Source organism: Microbacterium sp. UBA3486, from assembly GCF_002377845.1.
Lineage (GTDB): Bacteria > Actinomycetota > Actinomycetes > Actinomycetales > Microbacteriaceae > Microbacterium > Microbacterium maritypicum_A.
This window is the reverse complement of the sequence record NZ_DFQP01000009.1, coordinates 26,409-49,354: the sequence shown is the minus strand read 5'-3', so window position 1 is coordinate 49,354 and position 22,946 is coordinate 26,409. Positions and strand designations below refer to the sequence as shown.

Genomic DNA, 22,946 nt, shown 5'->3' with positions numbered 1-22,946 from the left:
GCCGCGGTCAGGGCGTCGAGCGAACGCTGCGGGCTCCAGGCCGCAGCGACCGACGGGGCCTCGGCGCTCAGCGCCGCGAGCCGATCGGGGTCGGTCAGCAGCGCGCGGATCGCCTCGCCCAGCGCCTCGACGTCGCCGCTCGGGACCAGGACGCCACCGCCCTGTTCCAGAACGTCACGGATGCCGTAGCGGGCGTCGTATGACACGACAGGGGTCCCATGCAGGAGCGCCTCGACGATCGACAACGGCTGGCCCTCGAAGGCGGTGGCCGTGACGATCACCGACGCCCGATCGAGGACGGTGCCGGGCGAATCGGTGTAACCCGCGAGCAGCACGCGGTCCCCCGCGCCGAGCTCCTCGATCAGCGCGCGCAGCCGATCCTCTTCGGGCCCGCCGCCCCAGATCTCCATCCGGGTTCCGGCGACGTCCGCGGCGAGGAACGCCCGGATCGCCTGATCGATGCGCTTGCCTGGCGCGAGACGACCGAGCACGACGACGAGCCCGTCTTCGCGGAGGTCGTCCCGATGCTCCACCGGGGCGATCGGGTTCGGCACCACGACATCAGAAGCCGCGGAGCCGAAACGCGCCACGACATCGTCGCGCTGGGTGGTGGTCGGCCAGATGACGGCGTCGAAACGGTCGGTCAGCCGGAACCAGCGCGTCCAGAGCGGGTTCATCGGAGCATCCGGGGTGTACGGCGCCTCCACGTGCATGGTGTGGATCGGGTGGACGATGCGCACACGCGGATCGGACCAGTCGGCGATGAGCTCGCCGAGCTGCCGGGATTCGCAGATCACGACGATGAGGCGATCACCGAACGCATCCGCGACGTGCTCGAGCCAGGCCCGGTAGAGCCCGCGGAACCCGTGCAGCGCCCCGACCACCTCGCCTGCGGCGTCGTAGACGAGAACGGGTTCCTCGGTCAGATGCCAGTCCGGATTGCCGGGGATGATCGGTAGCGCGGCGAACGGCCGGCCGTCGACATCCGTCAGCACGCGGTACTCGACGTCGGGGTCGGCGGTCACCGCGGGGTCGGCGGCAGCGCGCAGCCAATCGGCCGCTCCCCCACCGGAATCCGTGGCCTCGTCGAACAGGTTGCGCATGCGTGAGGGGTCGACGAGCGCCCCCTGCTCCGCGAAGGTCCGACGGTGCGCGGCATGATCGGCAGCCGCCCCCGGGTCGAACGTGAGCAGCTGCGGACCCGCCCCCTTCGCGACCCCGGCCTCGGCGAGCTGCCGGGCACGTGTGAGCGTCGCGATCGTGTAGCCGCCGTCCATGCCCGGGATCAACCGACTGGACAGCACCACGTACTCGGCGTCGGGAAGCACCGGCGCCGCATCGGGGAGCATGGCGCTCCCTACTCCCACTCGATCGTTCCCGGCGGCTTCGACGTGACATCGAGCACGACGCGGTTGACGTCGCGCACGCCGTTCGTGATGCGGTTCGAGATCTTCGACAGCACGTCATACGGCAGACGCGTCCAGTCGGCGGTCATGGCGTCTTCGCTCGACACCGGGCGCAGCACGATCGGGTGGCCGTAGGTGCGGCCGTCGCCCTGCACACCCACCGAGCGCACGTCGGCGAGCAGCACGACGGGGCACTGCCAGATCTCCTGATCGAGGCCGGCCTTGGTCAGCTCCTCGCGGGCGATGGCGTCGGCCTCACGCAGAATCTCGAGACGGTCAGCGGTGACCTCACCGATGATCCGGATACCGAGGCCGGGCCCCGGAAACGGCTGGCGTCCGACGATCGCCTCGGGGATGCCGAGCTCGCGACCGATCGCGCGGACCTCGTCCTTGAACAGGGCGCGCAGCGGCTCGATCAGCTCGAAGTCGAGGTCGTCGGGAAGGCCGCCCACGTTGTGGTGCGACTTGATGTTCGCCGTGCCCGCACCACCGCCGGACTCGACGACGTCGGGGTAGAGCGTGCCCTGCACGAGGAACTTCACGGGAGCGCCGCCCGAAGCCTTGGCCTCGGCGACCAGGTCGAGCTGCACCTTCTCGAACGCACGGATGAACTCGCGTCCGATGATCTTGCGCTTCTCTTCCGGGTCGGTCACCCCCTGGAGGTGGCCGAGGAAGGTCTCTGCCGCGTCGACCGTGATCAGACGCACGCCGGTGGACTCGACGTAGTCCTTCTCGACCTGCTCGCGCTCGCCCTTGCGGAGAAGCCCGTGATCGACGAAGACTGCGGTGAGCTGGTCGCCGATGGCCTTGTGCACCAGTGCCGTGGAGACGGCGGAGTCGACACCGCCGGAGAGCGCGGAGATGACCCGAGCGTCGCCCACCTGCTCGCGGATGCGCTCGATCTGCTCGGCGATCACGTTGCCGCTGTTCCAGTCGGACGCGAGGCCCGCGCCCTTGTGCAGGAAGTTCTCGAGCACGCGCTGACCGTGGTCCGAGTGCTTGACCTCGGGGTGCCACTGCACGCCGTAGAAGCCGCGCTCCTCGTTCGCGAACGCCGCGACCTTGGTCGCATCCGTCGTCGCGAGCACGTCGAAGCCCTCGGGGGCCTTGGCGACCTGGTCGCCGTGGCTCATCCAGACGTTCTGCTCGGCCGGCTGACCGCCGAGCAGCGTCCCGCCGTCGCCGGTGATCACGGCATCCGTGGCGCCGTACTCGCGCAGACCGGTGTTCGCGACCTCGCCGCCCAGCGTCTGGGCCATGTACTGGAAGCCGTAGCAGATGCCGAGGGTCGGCACCCCGAGGTCGAAGACTGCCGGGTCCAGCTTCGGCGCTCCCTCCTCGTACACCGACGAGGGGCCTCCGGAGAGGATGATCGCGACCGGGTTCTTGGCGGCGATCTCCTCAGCCGTGGCGGTGTGCGGCACGATCTCGCTGTACACACCCGCCTCGCGGACGCGGCGGGCGATCAGCTGCGCGTACTGCGCGCCGAAGTCGACGACGAGCGCAGGACGCTGCTGGGTCTCGGACTGTTCGGTCAACGGACACCTTCCGGGGCGGGGGCGGAGGCCTCGGCGGCCTCTCTGGTGGCGAGATAGGTCTTGACTTCACGGGCGACGACGGCCTCCATGAAGAACGACAGCAGCGGCACGACGCCGCCGAGCGCGAGCAGGATGAAGCGCGGGAACCGCCAGCGCATCAGGCTCCACATGCGGAAGCACGCGAAGAGGTAGACGACGTAGAACCAACCGTGCGCCACGAGGATGAACAGCGACAGGTTGAATCCGTCGCCCAGCGAGGTCATCTCGCAGGAGTTGGTCATCGGGGCGAACAGCGACCACCACTGGCAGTCGGGCCCGGCGAGCACGCCGGCGAACCAGAGCGGTCCTCCGGAGCCTCCCATGAAGAGCTCGAGGTGGATCGGCGTGTACTTGAGCACCATCTCGGTCAGCAGCAGGAGCAGCATGACTCCTGTGATGATCGACGCGATCTGGTAGAACTTCAGCGCACCGCGGATCGCCGGAAAGCTGGCGACTTTCGGTTCGGGCATGCGTCCAGTCTAGCCGCCGGGAAATCGTGTCGAATCCGGGCACCATCGTGCGGAGAGAGCGCTGCGCATCGGTCAGGAATCGAGAAGCACGCGGGAAGACGCGCTCGTAGCGTCGTCGACATGAACACCACGATCGATTCCCTCACCCTCGACGTCCCCGACGTGGACGCCGCCCGCTCGTTCTACGCGCACGCGTTCGACCTCGGCGATCGCCTGCGATTCCGCACCGCGGATGCCGACACCACCGGCTTCCGCGGCTACACCCTGTCGCTCGTCGTCTCCCAGCCTGCGAATGTGCGTGCACTCGTGGATGCCGCGGTCACCGCCGGCGCCACGGTGATCAAGCCCGTGTCGAAGTCGCTGTGGGGCGTCGGCGGCACGATCCAGGCCCCGGACGGCGCTATCTGGAAGGTCGCGACCTCGGCGAAGAAGGACACCGCTCCCCCGAGCCGGGCGGTCGACGAGATCATCCTCCTGCTCGGAGCGGACGACGTCGTCGCATCGAAGACCTTCTACACGGAGCGCGGCATCCCGGTCGGCAAGAGCTTCGGCCGCAGCTATGTGCAGTTCGACACCGGAGCCGGCCCGATCGGCCTCGGCCTGTACCGGCACGCGTCCCTCGCGAAGGACGCGGGCGTGCCCGCCGAAGGATCCGGCTCGCATCGGATCACGGTCAACGGCGTGCTCGGCGCTGCGGTCGACCCCGACGGATTCGTGTGGGCTCCCGTCGCAGTCGACGCCTGAAACCCGGACGACGTGGCGAAGGCCGCCGGGAGAGTCCCGACGGCCTTCGCCTGTGTCATCCCCTACCCGATCAGAACCACCGGGTCAGCAGCTCCCAGAGCCAGTCGAGGATCGCACCGATGATGCCGCCGGCGCGATTGACGGTGACCGTGGCGGTCGCCGCGTCTCCATCGGCCTGCGACGCTGCCACGGTGTACTTGCCCGACGGGGCGCTCTTCGGCACGGTGACCGAGGTGCTGAACGTGCCGTCGGCGCCGACCTGGACGGTGCCGACCTGCACCGGCTTGCCCTTCTTCGGGCGCAGCTCGATCGACACGGTCTCGCCGGGCACGTAGCCCTCACCGGTGACCTTGAGGCTCTTGCCCGCTGTCACCTTGGACGAGCCGAGGGCGATCGTGCCGGCGAACTCGGCTTCTCCCGCGATCGTGAACGGCACCTGCACCGTGGTTCCGGTACCGGCGACGTTCACGGTGAGCACCTGCTCGCCGAAGACACCGGACGGAACCGTGAAGGTCAGGCTGGCGCGCCCGCCCTCGTCGGTGGTGTCGACGACCGCCGGGTCGACCGCACCGGCCGCGAGCTGCGTGCCGCCGAGCGACAGCGACACCTCACCCGGAGCCGGTTCGCCCGCGCTGAAGGCCAGCGAGGAGAGCGACACGGTCACCTGGTCGCCGGCGCTGTAGCCGTCGGCATCCGCGGGGCTGACCGCCACACCGACCGCGCGCTGGGCGTAGTCGGGGCTCGCGGTCTTGTTCGCGTCGAACCAGTCGACCATGGACTGCAGGTCGACCTTGCCGGTGTCGCGCTTGCCCGTGCCCTCCTTGAAGGTGGAGAAGTTGTCTCCACCGGCCGCGAGGAACGAGTTGGCGGCGACCGTGTAGTTCTTCACCGGATCGAGCGGGGCGCCGTCGAGGGTGATCGAGGTGATCCGCGAACCCTGCGCTGCGGCGGGATCGTAGGTGTAGACCAATCCCTTCGAGACTCCGAGCTTCAGGAACGGACGAGCCGAACCTGCCGGCTGCCACTGCTCCTCGAGCACGCCCTTCAGCTGCGCCCCCGTGAGCGTCAGCGTCACGAGCGTGTTGGCGAACGGCTGGACCGTCGCCGCCTCACGGTAGGTGACGTTGCCGTCGGGGTCGGACGCGCTGGCCGACGCGTACGTGAGGTTCGCCCGGATACCGCCCGGGTTCATGATCGCCACATCAGCGCCCGTGGACCACTTCTGCACATCGGCGACGAAGTTTCCGATGGTGGACTCGCCACCGCGGTTCTCGGATCCGTTCGTCTGACGCGCGCGGTTGAAGTCGGCCGTGATGTCGCCGACCTTGATCGCACCCAGCACATCGGCCTCGGCCTTCGCCTTGGCCACGATGTCCGCGACCTCGGGGACGGCCGGGTAGAGCGGCTTGCCCGCAGCGGTGAGGGGTTTGATCTCGTTGGTGATCGAGATCAGGTCCTTCGTCTTCGGGTCGACCTTGATGTTCATCAGGCCCAGGTTCTCGCCGTACTGACCCGCGGAGACGACCGGGCGGCCGTCGATCACGTGGTTGTAGGCGAGGTGGGTGTGCGCCGACACGATGGCGTCCACGTCGTCATCGACCCCGTAGACGATCTCGCCGAGGGGCGAGTCCGGCGTGATGCTGGAGAGCTCGACGCTGGACGCGCCTTCGTGCACGAGCAGGATGACGACATCCGCCTCGCCGTTGGACTCATCGCCGTCGCGCAGGTCGTCGGCCATCGCGTTCACGGAATCGACGATGCTGCGGACCTCGAGGTCCTTGATGCCCTCGGGCGAGACGAGCGAATCGAGGTCTTCGGTGACCGCGCCGACGAAGCCGACCCGCACGCCGTCGAGCTCCTTCACCCAGGCCGGTGCGAGCGCAGGCTCGCCGGTCTCGGTGACGAACACGTTCGAGGAGATGTACTCCCAGTCCGCGCGCTCCTGCACGCGATCACGCAGGTCTTCCCAGCCCTGATCGAACTCGTGGTTGCCCGCCGCACTGACATCGAGGCCGGCCGCGTTGAGCGCGTCGATCGTGGGGTTGTCGTCGTTGATGAACGAGGTGAACGTCGACGCGCCGATCAGGTCGCCGGCACCGGCGAAGATCGTGTTCGGGTTCGCCTCACGGAACTGCTTGACCGCACCGGCCAGGACCGCCGCACCCGCCGCAGCGCCGTCGGCCTCGATCCGACCGTGGAAGTCGTTGACCGTGACGACGTCGATGCTCACCGGCGGGATCTCCGAGGAGACGCCGACGATGATGGGGTCGTGGTCGCTGGAGCGGTAGGGCGTTCCCTGCTCGGTGGCGCCGAACGCGTAGCCGCGGTCGCTCCATTCCGGGGAGTTGATGCCCCACACGCCCGCACCGGTGATCGACGAGGCGAGCGACGGCGACGCGATCACGTGGTCGAGCGAGCCGAGCTCGCCGTCGAACGAGTACGTGTACTGGCCGGAGGCCTTGTCGGCGACCAGGTCGCTCCACCCGTTCGAGGTGAACACGTCGATCGGATCTTCCTTGCCATAGGCGTTGAAGTCGCCGATCAGCAGCATGTCACCGCTGCCGGTCGTCTGCTCGAGCTGGTTAGTGAAGGCGAGGATGGCGTTCGCCTGCTTCACGCGGTCGGCGTTGAAGAAGCCCTGTCCGTCGGCCGGCTCCGCTCCTGCTCCCTCGGGCGGCGACTTCGACTTCAGATGGTTCGCGACGACGGTGACGACGCGGCCGTCGATGTCGAACGCCTGCGCGATCGGCTCGCGGGCGTTGCCCCACACGGTCTCGTCGGTGACGGTGACGCTTTCTCCGACCCGCTTGACCGCATCCTTCTTGTAGATGATCGCGTTGGTGATGAAGTCGGTCGTCGCCGCGTTGTTCAAGGCGGCGGGAGTGGGCACGTAGCCCCACACGTCGCTGCCGGCGTCGGCGTTGAGGCCGGCGACGAGGTCCTTGAGGGCGGTGTCGACGGGCTTGCCCAGCTTGACCGAGTTCTCGATCTCCATGAGCGAGACGATCTCGGCGTCGAGCCCGTTGATCGCCGCGACGATCTTGGACTTCTGGATCGCGAACTGCGCCGCGTTCGCCGCGCCTCGGGCGTTGGAGTTCTCGCTCTTCAACGTCGTGAAGTAGTTGTAGACGTTGAAGGACGCGACCTGGACGTCGCCGCCCACGGACGGCGCGCTGTCGGTGCGCGGGTTCGTCGCCTCGAAGCCGACCTTGAGGTCGGCCGACGAGGAGTCGTCGATCGGCACGACCGGCTGCAGGCGCCAATCGTTGAAGCCCCACTGCAGCACGTAGCCGTTGTCGCCGAAGTCGACGGTGTCGCCGTTGCGGACCACCGTGTCCTTCGTGAAGTAGGGCTGCTCGCCGGGGTGGCCGCTGTTGGACACCTGGATCGACCAGCCGTCGTCCAGCAGGATGCGGTTCGCCCGGTTCGCCGCGGCGATCGCGGCAGCCTCGGCGCCGGGACGCGTGGTCTCGGTGCTCTTCACGGCGAGTGCGTCACCGGCATTCAGCCAGAGCGTGCCGAAGTTGAAGAGCTGGTGGCTGGAGGCGAGACGGTAGGTCCCCTCCGGAGCCACGTACATGTTCTCGAACTGCTCGCGGTCGGCTCCCTGCACCGCGGCGGGCAGCGGCGTGACGGCGGGAACGCCGACGCCTGCCGTGACGACGGAGACGTCGGCGGCCGCGGCCGGGTTGATCTGCGTCTGTCCGAAGTACTCGCTCACAGAGCCCGTCACCGAGACGAGGTCGCCGATCGCGAGGGTGGGGTTCAGCGCGTTCAGGAAGACGAAGACGCCATCCGAGGCACCGGGCGTCGCGTCGGTCGCGCCGCCGGAGCCCTGGGTCTGGATGACGATGCCCTTGTAGCCGCCGGTGCGGTAGTCGGCAGTGACCACGCCCTCGACCTGCACGGTCTGCCCGTTCAGCGGCGAGACGTCGGTCGTGCCCTGGACCTCGGCGATGGTGGCCGTGGTCGGATCCGTGCCCGGACCGGTGCCCGGGTCGGTGTCGCCGGAGTTCTGCGGGGTGATCGTGGGCGAGAGCGTGAAGTCGGCGCTGTTGACGTCGGTGTCGACGCCGCCCGTGCGGTTGAGCGACTTGACGTCGGTGTTGCCGGAGGGCGCGGTGGCCGCCGTGCCCTCGAAGGTGTTCGAGGTGCCGTAGCCCAGCAGGTCGACGACGCCGTCGACGCCGACGGCCGAGCCCGGCGTGAGGCTCACGGCCGCGGTGCCCTCGACGAGCGCGAGCGTACCGTTGGTACCGCTCGGGGTCAGGGTGCTGACGGCATCCGGTGCGGGCAGCTCGGCACCGTTCGCGCCGTTGCTGTTGCCCTGCACCAGGTAGTAGCCGCCGGCGGGGATGACGCCGGTGAGCGGAGCCACGCCGTTGAACGCGGCCGTCCCGTTCGCCGAGCGGTACTGCAGCGACATGCCGTCGAGGGTGATCGGGGCCGAGGTGGGGTTGTACAGCTCGACGAACTTGTTCTTGAACGCCGCTCCGGAGCTGCCGCCGGAGAGATACGCCTCGTTGATCACCACCCCTGTGCCCGAGGTGTCGGCGGTGGCGGGAACGGCGGCCAGCGAGCCGAGGCTCAGCGCGGCGACACAGGTCACGGCGAGAGCGCCGACGCGCCCTCGACTTCTACGGTGCGAGACGGGAGCCATGCGGTTCCCCTCGTCTGGAGCGGACATCATCGGTGCGGTCTCCTCGGTCGGGTTCGACACTTCTCAGGACTGTCACGGCACACAGGGGAAACTCCCAGCGTGCTCACATGGTTGCGAGCATACGGAGCGGTCCGGACATCCTCAACGGAGTTTTCCGATTCGTCATCGAGCGATCACCGGATGGCCGGAACGACCCCTGACGAAGGTCGCTACCCACGCACGATGGCGCACAATTGCGCATCAGAACGCGCGCGGATGCGCGTGAGATCAGGCGACGGTGTCGCCCTGCGCCTCGTCCTCGAACTCCTCGACCTCGCGCTCCCAGGCATCCTTCGCGAGGCGATACCAGAGATAGAACGCGAAGCCTGCGAAGATCGCCCACTCGACCGCGTAGAAGACGTTGAGCCAGTTGACGGGAGACATCTCATCGGGTGCCGGCGAGGAGATGTCGACCAATCCTGCCGTCGCCGTGGTCGAGGCGAGGTAGGGACGGTAGACGTCGAGCTCCTCGACATCGTGCCAACGGCTGAGGAGCGCGGCCGGCGACATGCGATCCAGCCGCTGCGGATCGGAGTGCGGCGGTACACGGGGGCCCTCGTCCGAGATGATGCGTCCGGTGACGTCGACCTCGGAGCCGTCGGCGCCGGCTTCCAGTTCTTCCACGGCCGCGTCAGCCGTCTGCTGATCGGGAGCCCAGCCGATCGCGACGGCGATGGAGGTGCGCTCGGCGACCCGCAGCTGACCGGTGACCCAGTAGCCCTCGACATCGTCGTTGAAGCGGCTCGACACCACGATGAAGTCCCCGGGAACCCAGGTGCCGGTGGTCTCGACCCGCTGACCCACGAGCGGCTCGGGCAGATAGGCGCCCGGCTCGAGGACGTCGGTGAGCTGCTGGACCTGCTCGGTGGCACCGGGAGCGGGCGGATCGGTCTCGATCGCGCGCTCCAGCTGCCACTGTCCGAGCCAGGCGAAGACCCCGGCCACGAGGAGGCAGAGCAGGAGCATCCCGATCCAGCGTCCCCGCAGCATGACCTCGCGGAGAGTCGGGGGGAACAGAGCAGGAGTGGTCACGGTGGAGCGCAGGACCCTCAGGCCTCGTACGGTGCGAGCACGACCTCGACCCGCTGGAACTCCTTGAGGTCGGAGTATCCGGTGGTCGCCATCGACTTGCGCAGCGCACCGATGAGGTTCGCGGTGCCGTCTGCCACGGGCGCCGGGCCGTAGAGGATCTCTTCGAGCGTGCCGATGCCGCCGACCTCGACACGGTGGCCGCGCGGCAGCTTGGGGTGATGCGCCTCGGGCCCCCAGTGGAAACCGTGGCCCGGTGCGTCGGTGGCACGGGCGAGCGCGACGCCGAGCATGACCGCGTCGGCGCCCATCGCGAGAGCCTTGACGATGTCACCGGACGTGCCCACGCCGCCGTCGGCGATCACGTGCACGTAGCGTCCGCCGGACTCGTCGAGGTAGTCACGACGAGCGGCGGCGACGTCGGAGACTGCCGTCGCCATCGGCGCGTGGATGCCGAGGGTGGCGCGCGTGGTCGACGCCGCTCCCCCGCCGAAGCCGACGAGCACACCGGCGGCGCCCGTGCGCATCAGGTGGAGGGCCGCGGTGTAGGTCGCGGCACCGCCGACGATGACGGGCACGTCGAGGTCGTAGATGAACTTCTTGAGGTTGAGGGGCTCTGCGACACTCGACACGTGCTCGGCCGACACCGTGGTGCCGCGGATCACGAAGAGGTCGACGCCGGCGGCGGCGACGGTGTCGTAGTACTCCTGAGTGCGCTGCGGGGTGAGGGACCCTGCGACCGTGACGCCCGCTTCGCGGACCTCGGCGAGGCGACGGGTGATGAGCTCGGGCTTGATCGGCTCGGAGTACAGCTCCTGCATCCGCACCGTGGCCCCGGCATCGTCGAGACCCGCGATCTCCGCGAGCAGCGGCTCGGGGTTCTCGTAACGCGTCCACAGGCCCTCGAGGTCGAGGACCCCGAGTCCGCCGAGCTGACCGAGCATGATCGCGGTCTGCGGGCTCACGACCGAGTCCATCGGCGCGCCGAGCACCGGGATCTCGAAGCCGAAGGCGTCGATCGTCCAGGCGGTGGACACGTCCTCCGGGTTGCGCGTGCGCCGCGAGGGCACCACCGCGATGTCATCGAACGTGTACGCGCGGCGTGCACGCTTTCCTCGGCCGAGCTCGATCTCCATGGTCACCCCACCAGCCTACCCGGCGGCCGGACGGGCCCGTGCTGGAAGACTGGCTCCGAGACCGGGAGGACGACATGAGGACCGAGACCGTGGACGTCGTTGTGGTGGGCGGCGGCGTGATGGGGCTGGCGACGGCGTGGGAGCTGGTGCGACGAGGACGTCGTCCCGTCGTGGTCGACCGGTTCGCACGCGGCCATCATGAGGGCGCCTCGCACGGGGCGACCCGCAACTTCAACAACGCGTACGACGAGGATCACTACCTCGATCTGCTCGTGCGCGCCCGCGCCGGGTGGGATGCACTGGGCGACGTCGACGGGGAGCCGCTCCTGCGCCTGCACGGACTCGTCACCCATGGCCACCCCGACCTCGCCGCGGTGCACGCGGGGCTCGACGCCCGCGGCATCCCGAGCGCGGTACTCTCCCCCGCCGAGGCGAGCGCCCGGTGGCCGGGGATGCGCTTCGACGGCGACGTGCTGTGGTCCTCCGACGCCGGGGTCGTGCGTGCGGCAGAGACGCTCCACGAGCTGGAACGGCGGATCGTCGCCGGGGGCGCAGAGGTGCGCTGGAACATGCCGGTCGCGCACATCGATGAGAACCGGGACGGCGCCGCGGTCGATCTCGCCGATGGCAGCCGGCTGCGTGCGGAGGTCGTCATCGTGACCGCCGGCGCGTGGACGCAGAAGCTCCTCGCCCGCTTCGGCCTGCCGCGACTCGCCGTCACCGAAGAGACGCCGGCGCACTTCCGGCCGCTGACCGACGCGACCTGGCCCTCGTTCAATCACTACGTCGATCCCGCGGCATACCCTGCCACCGTCTACGGCATGCCGACGCCCGGCGAAGGCGTGAAGGTGGGTTTCCACCGCGTGGGAGATGAGGTCGACCCGGACGCCCGACCGCACCTGCCCACGCATCAACGCGCGCTGGCGGACTACGTGCGCGAGTGGATGCCGGGGCTCGACGCCGCGTCCGCCGTGCCGATCAGCTGCACGTACACCTCGACCGACGACGGGACGTTCGTGCTGGATCGCCGGGGCCGGATCGTGGTGGGCGCCGGATTCTCCGGTCATGGCTTCAAGTTCGCCCCGGGCGTCGGCGGGATCCTCGCCGACCTCACGATGGACCCCACCGCGCGCGCCGCTGCGCCCTTCCGGTTGCCCTGATCCTCGCCGGACGTCAGCGTGTGCGCGCCACCCGCTTCTCGTCCCACACCGGCTCGTCGGATTCGTACACGTCCCCGTCCGATCCGAACACCAGGAACCGGTCGAACGACCGCGCGAACCAGCGGTCGTGGGTGACCGCGAGCACGGTGCCCTCGAATCGTGCGAGCGCATGTTCGAGCGCCTCGGCCGACTCCAGGTCGAGGTTGTCTGTCGGCTCGTCCAACAGCAGCAGCGTCGCCCCGGAGAGCTCCAGCAGCAGCACCTGGAACCGCGCCTGCTGTCCACCCGAGAGCGAATCGAACGTCTGCTGAGCCTGCTGCACGAGGCCGTACCGGTCGAGCGCCGAGCTCGCGGCATCACGCGGCATCCCGGCGCGTCGATCGTCGCCGCGGTGCAGGATCTCGAGCAGCGTGCGTCCGACGAACTCCGGATGCGCATGCGTCTGCGCGAACAGGCCGGGTACCACGCGCGCACCGAGTGCGGCTGTGCCGGTGTGCTCCACCGCGCTCAGCTGCTCGCCGGTCGCGGTGACATGGCCGAGCGTCGCATCGGGGTCGCTGCCGCCGCGCGCCAACAGCCGCAGGAAGTGCGACTTCCCCGATCCGTTCGAGCCCAGCACGGCGACCCGGTCGCCGTACCAGACCTCGGCATCGAACGGACGCATGAGCCCGGTCAGCTCCAGCCGCTGCGCGACCACCGCCCGCTTGCCCGTGCGCGCGCCGCGCAGTCGCATGTCGAACTCCTGCGCGGGCGGCCGCTCCTCGGGCGGGCCGGCTTCCTCGAACTTGCGCAGACGGGTCTGCGCCGCCTGATACCGCGACGCGAAACCGTCGTTCGCCGAGGCTTTCACCTTGAGGTTCGCCACCAGGGTGCACAGCTTCTCGTGCTGCTCGTCCCAGCGCCGGCGCAGCTCGTCGAGCCGGTCCATCCGGTCGGTCCTCGCCTGCTGGTAGGTGCCGAAGCCGCCACCGTGCACCCAGGCCGTCGCGCCGGCTCCCCCGGGTTCGAGGGTGATGAGCCGATCGGCCGCACGAGCGAGCAGCTCGCGGTCGTGCGACACCAGCAGCACGGTCTTGGGCGTCTGACGCAGTTGTTCCTCCAGCCAGCGCTTGGTGGGCACGTCGAGGTAGTTGTCCGGCTCGTCGAGCAGCAGCACCTCGTCGGGCCCCCGCAGCAGCGCCTCGAGCGCGAGCCGCTTCTGCTCACCCCCGGAGAGCGTGGTGAGCTCGCGATACCGCGCCCGCTCGTACGGCACCCCGAGGGCAGCGATCGTGCACTGGTCCCAGACGGTCTCGTGCTCGTAGCCTCCGGCATCCGCGTACTCGGCGATCGCCGACGCGTAGGCCATCTGCGTGTCGTGCTCATCGCGTTCGATCAGCGCGTTCTCCGCCGCCTCGAGCCCTTCGGCCGCCGTGCGGATGCGTGCAGGAGCGACCCGCACCAGGAGCTGCTGGACGGTCTCGCCCGCCTCGCCGTGACCGACGAACTGGTCCATCACGCCGAGTCCGCCGTCGATCGTCACCACGCCGTCATCGGCCGTCTGATCGCCGCGGATGATGCGGAGCAGGGTGGTCTTGCCCGCGCCGTTCGGGCCGATCAGCGCGCTCGTCGAGCCGGCGCCGACGCGAAAACTCGCCTCGTCGAGAAGAGGTCTGCCGTCGGGGAGCGTCAAGGAGACGCTGGATACATCGATAGAGCCCACGGTGCGTGGCCGTCCTTCCGCCCGCGCATGCCGAGCCGACCAGGCTATCAGCAGGAGCGGGCATGCTCCACACCGCGGCCGGAGATGCTCCGAACGGTCAGACCAGAACGCTCGACGTCGGCACGGGAGCGGCGAAGAGATCGAGCACGGGGCAGTGCGCGTCGACGACGGTACGCAGGTTCTCGTACTCCTCCGGGGTGTTCGGGCCGGTGATGTCGACCGCCACCCGCACGTCGTGGAATCCTGCACGCCCCGACTCGTCGAGGCCGAACAGCTTGCGCACGTCGAGGTCACCCTCCGCAGTGATCTCGATCCCGTCGATCGTGAGCCCGAGAGCCTGGGCGTAGAGCCGGTACACGACCACCTGACACGAGACGAGCGCACCCAGCGCATATTCGACCGGGCTGGCCGCCACGTCGTCACCCGCGAGCGCGCCCGGCTCGTCGACGACGAAGCGGTGCTTGCCTGCGCGGATCTCGGTCGCCACGGAGCCGATGCCGCGCCCACTGACCCGATACGTCAGCCGGGCATTGGCGTCGTCCGCTGCGATCCGGTCGTTCCACGCCGATCCGGCGTCGGTGAGGCGCTGCGCGCGCTCGGGCGGTGTGACATCGGCGACACCGGCGAGCTGGTCCTGGAGAAGAGTCATGGCCCGACGGTAGCGGCCATCCCGCGTGCGCTGCCGGCCATTCGTCATCCGACTTCACACCGGGACACGCAGCGTCACGACGCCGAGATGTTCTCCGCTCGGGTCAGCGTCGCAGCTGCTCGATGCGCTCGGACTCGCCCCACGCGCGGTCCGCCGTGAGAACGGGCATGTCGAGACGTTGCGCGAGTGCGAGACACAACCGATCTCCCAGTGAGAGCCCGCTCCCGCGCTCCCATGACTCCGCGGCGGCTTCGGCGTCGCGCTGAGACACGGGTTCCACCCGCACTCGATAGCTGAGCAGCAAACCGGAAGCGACCCCCCAATCGGCACCGGCCGCGCGCACCTTCTGCGCGAGCTCCGACCAGTTCGCCGCTCCGATCACCGACTCATCGAGGACTTCCTCGACCCGATCGGCGCCCGGTTCTCCCTGCAGGAACGCGAGGAGCGCTGACGCATCGACCACCATCACGCAGCCGCGTCCTCGGAGTTCGCTGATCTGCGTCGCTCTGCAAGAAGGGACTCGAGAGCGTCCTTCCCTTCCAGCTGCGACCTCACCAGCGCCTTGGCTTGCTCCCGGGTGACGAGAATCACGCCTCCCGCCGTCTCGATCATGAGCAGGGGAACCCCCTGCTCCCAGTGCTGACGGGCACGGAGCTCGGCAGGGACCACCAGACGCCCACGGTCGCCCATCGGTGCGACGAATGTGGTACCCATGCCCCGAGAGTACCACCCCCAGCTCGATGAGGGACTCAGTCGGGCCGGCTCAGGCTCATCAGCACTTCGGTACGAGGCGCAGCCGGCAGGAAGAAACGGAACTCCGTCCCGACACCCTCCTGACTCGTCACGTCCATCGTCCCTCCATGCGCCAGCACGATGGCCCGGGTGATCGTGAGGCCGAGCCCCACCCCCGGCACCGCGTTGCGCGTCGCGGTCGATGCACGGAAGAAGCGGGTGAAGAGCATCCCCTGCTCGTCCTCCGGAATGCCCACTCCGGTGTCCGCGATCGAGAATTCCACGCCTCCGTCGAGCGTTCGCACCCGAGCGGTGACCGCACCGCCTCGCGGCGTGAACTTGATGGCGTTCGAGAGCAGATTGTCGATGGCCTGCCCGATGCGACCCGCGTCGACGAAGACGGGGATCGCATCCGTCCCGACTTCGGCCACGAGATCGATGCCCTCTCGCTGCGCATGCGGCCCGGCCGACGTCACGGCCGATCGCACCAACTCGGCGACGTCGGTCTCCTCGCGCTCGAGCGGGAACCGCCCCGACTCGACCTGAGCCGTGAAGAGCAGGTCGCCCACGAGGTTGAGCAGACGCTGCGCGTTGCGCTCGATGATGCCGACGAACTCCTGCTGGTCATCGGTGAGCGGCTGCCCCGGATCGTTCTGGAGCAGATCGAGGAAGCCGATGATCGCGCTGAGAGGCGTGCGGAGCTCGTGCGAGATCATCCCCACGAACTCATCCTTCATGCGGGCGACCTCGACGGCCCTGGTCTCGTCGGTCAGCACGAAGAGGTAGCCCTGCTGTGCGCCGGCGCCGTCCTTGTGCGGGCTGACCGTCACGCGTGCCGGAACCGTGGTGCCCCCTGCCGTGACCACCTCGATGTCGCTGTCCACCGTCGACCCGGCATCGGCCTGCGCGAACAGCGCTTCGATCCCGGCGGCGAGCTCGGCATCCCGCGGAGGATTCCCCCGCACGACCTGCGCGTCCTGCGCGTTCTCCGCCGCGAGCATCGAGAGCACGGCGGTGGAGAAGAAGCGATCGATGCGCACGTCGCGGAGCGCCTCGTCGACCGGCAGCCCGAGAAGCCGCACCGCGCCGGGGTTCCACGCCGTCACGATGCCGCGCCGATCCGTGGCGATCACCGCCTGTGCCGTGATGGACGACCAGAGGCTCTCGAACGAGTCGAGCAGCTCACGGTACTGACGCTCCTTGTCGCGCAGCTGCACGATCATCGCGACGTTCTCCGACAGCGCCCTGGTGCGTTCGGCGACGAGCTCCTCCGCCTGCTCCACGCGCATGCGCTGCTGTCTCGAGAGCTGGTTGATGACCGCCGCCACCGCCGAGAACACGAGCGGTCCGACCACACCGCGCAGCCATTCGACCGAGGTCTCGGGCGGGTCGGTGAAGTACGGCATGAGCAGGGCGATCGAGGTCAGCCCGCCGACCACGAACACCCAACGGATTCCGGGCGCCGCGGCCAGCCAGACCACGGGGAGGAGCACGAGCGAGGAGAAGAGCGAGGTGGCGCCACCGGTGCCGGTGCGGAAGAGGCCGAGCCCGGCGATGTCGACGATGGGGATGAGGAGGACGGCCCACCCGTCGATCGTGCCGCGCGCGGTGAGCACGGCGGCGAACGCGGTCGCCGCGAGGACCACCGCGATTCCCGCCACGGCCGGTGCGACGTGCGTGATCGGCAGGTCGGGGACCCACCAGGTCAAGATCGCCGCGATGACGGTCGCGATGACCGTCGGTGCCTGCTTGAGCAGCGGGCTCGGGTTGTCGAAGACCTGATACCAGCGGTTCTCCGCCCGGTCGAGCGGAGTCGCCCTCATCGCCGCACCGTCCCCACGATGGCATGCAGGTCGGAGCCGGTGATCGGCTTCGGCAGGGCGGCATCGGCCGGCGGATAGTCGGCGGCGTCGAGCACCGAGCTGATCACGAGGAAGCACTCGGGGAACCGCTCCCGGACCAGTCGCGCGCACTCCTGTCCCGAGATGCCGGGGAGGATGAGGTCGAGCACCGCCAGTACGGGATCGATCTCGGAGAACGCCGCGATCGCCGATTCCGCGTCACCGGCGATGAACACGTCGAAGCCCTCACGATCGAGGTATCGACGCAGCAGGGCGGCCTGGTCGGGAGCGTCCTCGACGACGAGTGCCAGCGGCCTCCCGGTCATCGAAGGAACAGCTCTCGCACGACGACGATGATGACGACGACGGCCAGGGCGAGCAGGGCTTGAGGGATCAGTCGCCGCTCTCGTCGGGCGTCCGCGGCGATCTCCTCGACTTCGGCATCGTGCGACGTGGTTGCGGTCATGAGTCGACACGTCCGATCTTCTCGGTCTTGATCCAGGAGGCGTCGGCTCGACGCCATTCTTTGATGTAGGAGTCCACGGTGATCGCACACAGCAGCGACCCGTAGCCGCAGATGTACAGCAGCAGACCGGCGAAGAACCGTCCACCGGGAAGAGGCTCCACCGCGCGCGCCAGCCAGATGCCGAGCATCGAGATCGGGCCCCACAGGTAGAAGATCACGGCCCAGACGAAGCGGGATTGATCCGTCAGCCCCAGCCCGAGGGCGGTCAGGAGCGATTCGAACGCCCAGGGGAAGAGGGCGATCGCCATCAGGATCAGGGCGCCGAGCCCCGGGAACATGATCGCCTCGCGCCAGGAATGCCTGCCGGTCCGCGGGTCGAGCTGCACGGAGTAGAGCATCGAGAAGAGGTAGATGCAGGCCGCGGAGATCCACATGAAGCGGAAGACGAACTCGGCGATGTCGCTGTGCAGGACGAGCAGTGCGAGCATCCCCGCAGCCGCGAGCAGCATGAAGGCGGGCAGCAGCAGGATCGTGAACCAGGCCAGCCCGAAACCGAAGCTGCCCAGGTTGTGATCGCGGCTCGGGCGGAACCAGAGCTTGCGGTAGATCGAGGTCAGCTGCACGTTGCCCCGCGCCCAGCGCAACCGCTGCTTCCACAGGCTGTCGATCGTCCGCGGCTCCTCGGCCAGCACGACCGCGTGCGGCTCGAAGACCATCCGACGTCCCTTGAGCTGACCCTCGAAGGTCGTCATGGTGTCTTCGGCGAGCGTGCCCGTCGGGATGCGTCCCCCGATGGCCTCGAGGTTCGCCCGCGAATGCAGCTGCGCGCCACCGGCGAGGCAGGCGATCGCACCGCCCACGTTCTGCCCCCGGCGGGCGGAGAGCTGGCCGATCACGTACTCGATCGCGATGAACCGGGTGAGGTAGTTGCGGTCGCGGCTGCCCTCAGCGATGTACGCCGTCACCGCGCCGACCTTCTCGTCGGCGAGGTGCCTGGTGAGCTTGCGCAGGGAGTCGCGCGCGAAGATCACGTCCGCATCCATGATGAGCACCGCTTCGGTCCACGAGTCGGCGAGGACCACATCGAGACCGTGGTTGAGCGTGTGCGCCTTGCCCTCGCCGCCCTTCTCGCGACGCAGATGCACGACGCGACCCGGATGGGCCTGCGCCTTCGCGCCGACGATCGCCGGGGTGTCGTCCGTGGACGCATCGTCGACGACGAAGACCCGGAGGCGTTCGGCGGGATACTCCAGCTGCAGCAGTCGTTCGATGGCCGGACCGATCACCGCGCCTTCGTTCCAGGCCGGGATGATGACGGCGACGTGCGGGTGGTACGGCGCCGCCTTGCCGTAGTGATTGCGGAACGCGTGCAACGGCAGCACGAGGAACTGCAGCCCGGTATTGATCACGGGCAGCGTTCCCACCAGCACGCAGAGCAGGAGGACGATGACCAGCACGGTCTCCAGCACCGAGAGATCCGGCATCACGACACCTCCATCGCGTCGAGCAACCCGATCACCCGGGAGTATCGGCCGACCTCCGAGGCGTCATGACTGTCGGTGGAGGCGACGATCTCACCGCCGACGCGGCGCAGGGCGGTCAGTGCCGGGACGTCCGGGCACCCCCACTTCTCGTTGACCTCGACGAGGGTGTCGGTCTCGGCGGCGGCTCGGGCCCAGGCTTCCGTCCGCTCCGGGCCGAGATCCTCTTCAGACAGGCCGATCTTCGGCAGGATCGAGAAGCAGTGCGCGAGCTGGTTCCCCGGGTACCGGCGCATCGTGGCGACGAGCGCCTCGACGAGCTGATCGAGTACGTCGTCGGTCGCCCAGCCGGCGGCGATCCGCTCCCGGACCGCCGAGGGCCCGAGAGGACCGGCCGTACCGGGGAACTGATGATCGGCGATGAGGATGCGGTCGATCCCGTCCGGGAGCGTCGGGATGTCCAGCGTTCCCGCGGCGTCGAGGATCTTCGCCTCCGCTCCCGTGAGCACCACGAGACCATCCGGCACCCGAAGGGCCCGCACCGCAGCGAGGTACTCCGGCACCCAGGTGGTGCTCTGTCGCACGTGATCGACCAGACGCAGGGTGGTGAGTCCCGCGGCCGCTGCCGCCTCGACGTTCTGGGCGAGCGTCGATACGGCATCGTCCGAGAACGTCGAGTGGACGTGGTGATCGCCGCGAAGCAGAGCGTGGCTCACAGCTCCTCCTGATGCCCTGCATGGGCGGAGACCAGCACGTCTTCGATCTCGACGATCACGTCCTCCAGGAAGCGCACGGAAGCGACCTCACGGAACGGTATCTGCACCGGCAGCTCGCGCCCCAGGAACAGGTCGGCCACGAGCGACGGGATGTCGACGCCCGCGGCTATCGTCAGCGGCAGGGCCCCGGGAAAGCGCGGATTGACCTCGAGCAGCACGGCACGACCGGTGCGATCGCGCCGCAGCTGCACGTTCGCGACGCCGACCAGTCCGATCGCGCGCGCGATCGATGCTGCCGTCTCCTCGAGCTCCGGGTCGCGGACGGTGCGCCCGGCGATCGCCACGCCGGAATCGACCCGGGCGCGGGTGCGGGGCACGGCCGCGACGACGTTGCCGGCGGCATCGGCGATGACGTCGACCGAGTACTCCTCCCCCGGGAGGAAGTCCTGCACGATGAGTCCCTCGTCCGTCGGCAGCGCCTCGAGAGCCGCGCGATCGGGGACGAGCCGCACGCCACGGCTTCCCGCGCCTTGACGCGGTTTGGCGAAGACCGGGAACTCCCAGTCGACGGCCTCGGCGTCACGTCCGGCGAGAACCGTGCGCGGGGTGTGTCCGGTCGGCGCGCAGCGCTCGGCGAGCGCGAGCTTGTCGAGCGCGGTGTTCAGGGTGTCCGCCGACGGAGCGGCCAGGACAGCGGGGGCCAGCTCCTCCCGGCGCTCGGCGAGCGCGATGAGCTCGACGTCGACGGTCGAGATCACCAGATCGAGGCCGTCTTCCGCGACCATGCGGGCGATCGCCGAGACGAAGTCGGCGTCCCTTCCCGGCGGCACCAGACGCCGCTGCGCCGGTGGAACCAGGTAGATGCCGCTCGCCCAGCCGTCCATGTCGGCGGCGAACACGGTCAGATCGGATCGGCGCAGCAGCGACCGGATCACCGCCACTCCTGCCGGTCCCCCGGCACCGGTCACCAGCACCCGCTTGGTCATCAGTTCTCCCGTCGCGTGAGTTCGTGGGCGCCGATGAATTCGGCGGTCTCGCGGACCACTTCGAGAGGTTCTACCGCGGTGCCTCCGCCGAACCTCGACCAGTACCGGGCTGTCGCGGTGACGAACTCGGGCGCCAGGTAGTCGCGACTCGCGGTCTGCGATCCGAAGCGCTCCAGCAGCCGTAGCTTCTCGTCGAGGTAGTGGTCGATGCGCACGAACCTCGTGGGACGGAAGTCGATCGTGGAGGACGGGCTCTGGTAGCAGGCAACGGTGCCCACGCGCCGCGTCGCGACGATGGTGGCCTCGCTCACGGCGCGGTGATCCTGATGGCGGTCGTGACTCGAATGCGTGTAGACGATCGTCGGCTGGATCTCCTGCACGACCTCTTCGATGATCCGCACCGTGGAGCCGCCTCCGGAGATCTCCGTGTCGACGAGGTCCTTCAGGAACAGACGGGCGCCCAACATGTCGGCCGCGGCCAGGGATTCGTTCTGACGGCTGTCGGCGTCGCCTCCTCTGGCCCCGCGGGAGAGCGTGAGGACGGTGATCTCATCGTGAGCCGCGGCGTGCGCCGCGAGCAGCCCGCCGACACCGATCTCGACGTCGTCGGGGTGCGCACCGATCGCGAGCACCCGCTCGGGCTTGCGCGCCTCTTCACGGCGTCGCCGCCCCTCTTCGACGAGACGGGTGACCGCCTCCACGAGCTTGCCGTTGTCGAGCGGCTTGGTGAGGAACTCATCCGCCTGCGCCCGCAGAGCAGAGACGGCGTATTCCACCGAGACGTGGGCGGTCATCACCACGACCGGAACCGAGGGAACCGTCTTCCGCAACTCGGCGAGCAGTTCGAGCCCGTTGAGTCCCGGCATCTCGATGTCGGTGACGACGACGTCCGGACGCACTTCGGCGACGCGCTCCACAGCCGAACGGCCGTCTTCGGCGACGTCGACGATGCAGCCGGCTCGCCGCTCGAGCACGGTCTTCACGAGCAGGGCGACGTCCGGATCGTCATCGACGACGAGAACGCGAGGGGATTCCTCCATGTACAGCTCTCCTTGGGGAGGTTCCCTGACCGATGGGGGTCGGTCACGCGATCTCGATGCCCTTCAACACCGGGTCCGCAGGGAAAGTCGAGCGGGGTATGTCGATTCTGGCATACGGCACCGCCCTGGCGACGGTGCCTCTCCTATGCTCCGGTGCGAGCCGCGCGCTTCTCCTCCTGGAAGACCCGGATCGCCTCGTAACGCTCAGCGGATCGGGCCCGCCTCTTCGCCGCTTCGTCTTCGCGATTCTTCGGCGGCGCCGTGGTGACGAGCTCGCTCAGGAGACGGCTGACGACCACGGCGATCTCACCGACGGCGCTGTCGAACGCCGGCTGGTTGGCTCTCGACGGCGTCGTGGTCCCGGCGATCTTGCGCACGAACTGCAGAGCGGCGTCGTGGCATTCCTCATCGGTCGCTGCGGGTTCGAGGTTGTTCAACGGGACGATGTTCCGGCACATACCGGAACGCTACGCCGCCCCGCAAGCAGACGGAAGAGGCCGACCGGAGGTCCACGGCGCGGAGGGGATGGTGCGGTCGTGGGGCGGTCGCTACGCTCGGGGGCAACCGGGACCGCCCGTGCGTTCCCTCCCGCCTCGTCGACAGGAAAGCACATGACCAACCCCCCGTTCCCCGAACCGCCTGCGCCCGACCCCGCGAACCCGGTGCCGCCGCCCGCAGCCGCCCCCACTCCGCCTCCGCCCGCCTCGGCACCGACCTGGGATACCGCTCCGGGCGCGGCACCCGCCGCTGGATACCCGGCTCCCGCAGCACCCGCGTATCCGCAGCCGGAACCGACCCCTCCTGGACGCGTGCTGTCCATCGTCGGCCTCGTCCTCGCGTTCGTGGCTGCACCGATCGGCCTCATCCTGAGCATCGTCGCCGTCGTGAAGCTCGGCAAGGCGGGGCAGCCGAAGGGACTCGCGATCGCCGGCATCATCATCGGCGCGATCCTGACCATCGCCGGCATCATCGGGATCATCCTGTTCGCGACGGTCATCGCCGGCCTCATCGGCATGTGTGCCGAGCTGGGCACCGGCGTATGGGAGGTCGACGGCGTCACCTACCGGTGCGGCTGAGCCTCCCCCGACGAGAAGACGAGAGGGACCGGATGC

The 22,946-nt window shown here is 69.0% G+C and carries 21 protein-coding genes; 3 read left to right on the top strand and 18 right to left on the bottom strand.

Features of this window, described 5'->3' with window-relative positions; translation table 11 throughout:
- The 3 genes from B2869_RS01070 to B2869_RS01060 form a co-directional block, all read right to left on the bottom strand.
- Positions 1 to 1,349 (bottom strand): glycosyltransferase (locus B2869_RS01070; protein WP_292761686.1); only part of this gene is annotated, 1,349 nt, incomplete at its 3' end.
- Positions 1,350 to 1,357: 8 nt separating this feature from the next.
- Positions 1,358 to 2,944, bottom strand: a complete 1,587-nt coding sequence (gene guaA, locus B2869_RS01065; protein ID WP_021198890.1) for a glutamine-hydrolyzing GMP synthase — start codon at positions 2,942 to 2,944, stop codon at positions 1,358 to 1,360.
- Complete coding sequence (locus B2869_RS01060; RefSeq protein ID WP_021198891.1) at positions 2,941 to 3,453, bottom strand: DUF3817 domain-containing protein; 513 nt, start codon at positions 3,451 to 3,453, stop codon at positions 2,941 to 2,943. Before B2869_RS01060 ends, guaA begins: the two co-directional genes overlap by 4 nt.
- Positions 3,454 to 3,573: 120 nt before the next feature.
- Here B2869_RS01060 and B2869_RS01055 point away from each other — a divergent pair, with 120 nt between their 5' ends.
- Positions 3,574 to 4,197: a glyoxalase gene (locus B2869_RS01055; protein ID WP_029258593.1), complete on the top strand. Its 624-nt coding sequence runs from the start codon at positions 3,574 to 3,576 to the stop codon at positions 4,195 to 4,197.
- Between the two features lie 70 nt (positions 4,198 to 4,267).
- On the opposite strand, the gene B2869_RS01050 is transcribed toward B2869_RS01055, so the two are convergent.
- The 3 genes from B2869_RS01050 to B2869_RS01040 form a co-directional block, all read right to left on the bottom strand.
- Entirely contained in the window at positions 4,268 to 8,857 is a 4,590-nt protein-coding gene (locus tag B2869_RS01050) for an ExeM/NucH family extracellular endonuclease (RefSeq protein WP_292761680.1), read from the bottom strand.
- A 267-nt stretch (positions 8,858 to 9,124) separates the two neighbouring features.
- Positions 9,125 to 9,886, bottom strand: coding sequence for an SURF1 family protein (locus B2869_RS01045; protein ID WP_292761695.1), 762 nt, complete (start codon positions 9,884 to 9,886; stop codon positions 9,125 to 9,127).
- A gap of 59 nt (positions 9,887 to 9,945) precedes the next feature.
- Positions 9,946 to 11,061, bottom strand: a complete 1,116-nt coding sequence (locus B2869_RS01040) for a GuaB3 family IMP dehydrogenase-related protein (protein WP_021198895.1) — start codon at positions 11,059 to 11,061, stop codon at positions 9,946 to 9,948.
- A gap of 74 nt (positions 11,062 to 11,135) precedes the next feature.
- Between B2869_RS01040 and B2869_RS01035 the strand changes: the two genes are divergently transcribed.
- Complete coding sequence (locus B2869_RS01035; RefSeq protein WP_292761678.1) at positions 11,136 to 12,221, top strand: FAD-dependent oxidoreductase; 1,086 nt, start codon at positions 11,136 to 11,138, stop codon at positions 12,219 to 12,221.
- 13 nt (positions 12,222 to 12,234) lie between these two features.
- Here B2869_RS01035 and B2869_RS01030 read toward each other — a convergent pair whose 3' ends face one another.
- The 12 genes from B2869_RS01030 to B2869_RS00975 all read right to left on the bottom strand — a co-directional run bounded on the left by B2869_RS01030 (position 12,235) and on the right by B2869_RS00975 (position 22,292).
- Entirely contained in the window at positions 12,235 to 13,923 is a 1,689-nt protein-coding gene (locus B2869_RS01030; protein ID WP_292761675.1) for an ABC-F family ATP-binding cassette domain-containing protein, read from the bottom strand.
- Between the two features lie 97 nt (positions 13,924 to 14,020).
- Positions 14,021 to 14,572 (bottom strand): OsmC family protein, encoded by a 552-nt coding sequence (locus tag B2869_RS01025; RefSeq protein ID WP_292761672.1) that lies wholly within the window; start codon positions 14,570 to 14,572, stop codon positions 14,021 to 14,023.
- Between the two features lie 103 nt (positions 14,573 to 14,675).
- Entirely contained in the window at positions 14,676 to 15,038 is a 363-nt protein-coding gene (locus B2869_RS01020) for a type II toxin-antitoxin system VapC family toxin (protein ID WP_292761692.1), read from the bottom strand.
- Positions 15,038 to 15,286, bottom strand: coding sequence for an AbrB/MazE/SpoVT family DNA-binding domain-containing protein (locus B2869_RS01015; RefSeq protein ID WP_021198899.1), 249 nt, complete (start codon positions 15,284 to 15,286; stop codon positions 15,038 to 15,040). Before B2869_RS01015 ends, B2869_RS01020 begins: the two co-directional genes overlap by 1 nt.
- Before the next feature lie 35 nt (positions 15,287 to 15,321).
- Positions 15,322 to 17,127, bottom strand: coding sequence for an ATP-binding protein (locus B2869_RS01010; protein WP_292761668.1), 1,806 nt, complete (start codon positions 17,125 to 17,127; stop codon positions 15,322 to 15,324).
- On the bottom strand, positions 17,124 to 17,471 hold the full coding sequence (locus B2869_RS01005; RefSeq protein WP_136024541.1) for a response regulator: 348 nt from the start codon (positions 17,469 to 17,471) through the stop codon (positions 17,124 to 17,126). The genes B2869_RS01010 and B2869_RS01005 overlap by 4 nt, the downstream gene beginning before the upstream one ends.
- Entirely contained in the window at positions 17,468 to 17,611 is a 144-nt protein-coding gene (locus tag B2869_RS01000) for a hypothetical protein (protein ID WP_292761664.1), read from the bottom strand. Before B2869_RS01000 ends, B2869_RS01005 begins: the two co-directional genes overlap by 4 nt.
- The gene (locus tag B2869_RS00995; RefSeq protein ID WP_292761662.1) at positions 17,608 to 19,095 is read right to left on the bottom strand and encodes a glycosyltransferase family 2 protein; all 1,488 of its coding nucleotides are present in this window, start codon (positions 19,093 to 19,095) and stop codon (positions 17,608 to 17,610) included. The genes B2869_RS01000 and B2869_RS00995 overlap by 4 nt, the downstream gene beginning before the upstream one ends.
- Positions 19,095 to 19,808, bottom strand: coding sequence for a PHP domain-containing protein (locus tag B2869_RS00990; RefSeq protein WP_292761660.1), 714 nt, complete (start codon positions 19,806 to 19,808; stop codon positions 19,095 to 19,097). The genes B2869_RS00995 and B2869_RS00990 overlap by 1 nt, the downstream gene beginning before the upstream one ends.
- Positions 19,805 to 20,794 carry an ATP-grasp domain-containing protein gene (locus tag B2869_RS00985; RefSeq protein ID WP_292761659.1) on the bottom strand — a complete coding sequence of 330 codons (990 nt, stop codon included), beginning with the start codon at positions 20,792 to 20,794 and terminating at the stop codon, positions 19,805 to 19,807. Before B2869_RS00985 ends, B2869_RS00990 begins: the two co-directional genes overlap by 4 nt.
- Entirely contained in the window at positions 20,794 to 21,834 is a 1,041-nt protein-coding gene (locus B2869_RS00980; protein WP_292761657.1) for a response regulator, read from the bottom strand. The genes B2869_RS00985 and B2869_RS00980 overlap by 1 nt, the downstream gene beginning before the upstream one ends.
- A gap of 143 nt (positions 21,835 to 21,977) precedes the next feature.
- Positions 21,978 to 22,292, bottom strand: a complete 315-nt coding sequence (locus tag B2869_RS00975; protein WP_292761655.1) for a DUF2277 domain-containing protein — start codon at positions 22,290 to 22,292, stop codon at positions 21,978 to 21,980.
- A 153-nt stretch (positions 22,293 to 22,445) separates the two neighbouring features.
- Between B2869_RS00975 and B2869_RS00970 the strand changes: the two genes are divergently transcribed.
- Positions 22,446 to 22,910, top strand: coding sequence for a hypothetical protein (locus tag B2869_RS00970; RefSeq protein WP_292761653.1), 465 nt, complete (start codon positions 22,446 to 22,448; stop codon positions 22,908 to 22,910).
- Positions 22,911 to 22,946: the final 36 nt, after the last annotated feature.